1 pseudogene is annotated in these 245 nt (G+C 28.6%); it reads left to right on the forward strand.

The window, feature by feature from the left end:
• A pseudogene (locus R2R70_RS22380) lies at window positions 1–245 on the forward strand (GTPase HflX); the annotation flags it as partial.

Here is a 245-nt window from a genome sequence, read left to right on the forward strand (position 1 = left end):
GGATTTGTATCAAAACTACCTACTCATTTAATTGAGGCTTTTAAGGGGACTTTAGAAGAGGTTAAATATGCAGATTTGCTACTTCATGTTGTAGATGCCTCAAATAAGGATCTAGATATTCAAATAGAGACTACCTTAGATATATTAAAGGACTTAGAAGTATTAGATAAGCCTATAATTACAGTGTTTAATAAAATAGATAAAGTAGGAAATTCAAATATATTCTATAGCAATAATCTAATTGG

It is taken from the genome of Cobetia sp. SIMBA_158 (assembly GCF_046566945.1).
GTDB classification, from domain to species: Bacteria; Pseudomonadota; Gammaproteobacteria; order Pseudomonadales; family Halomonadaceae; genus Cobetia; species Cobetia amphilecti.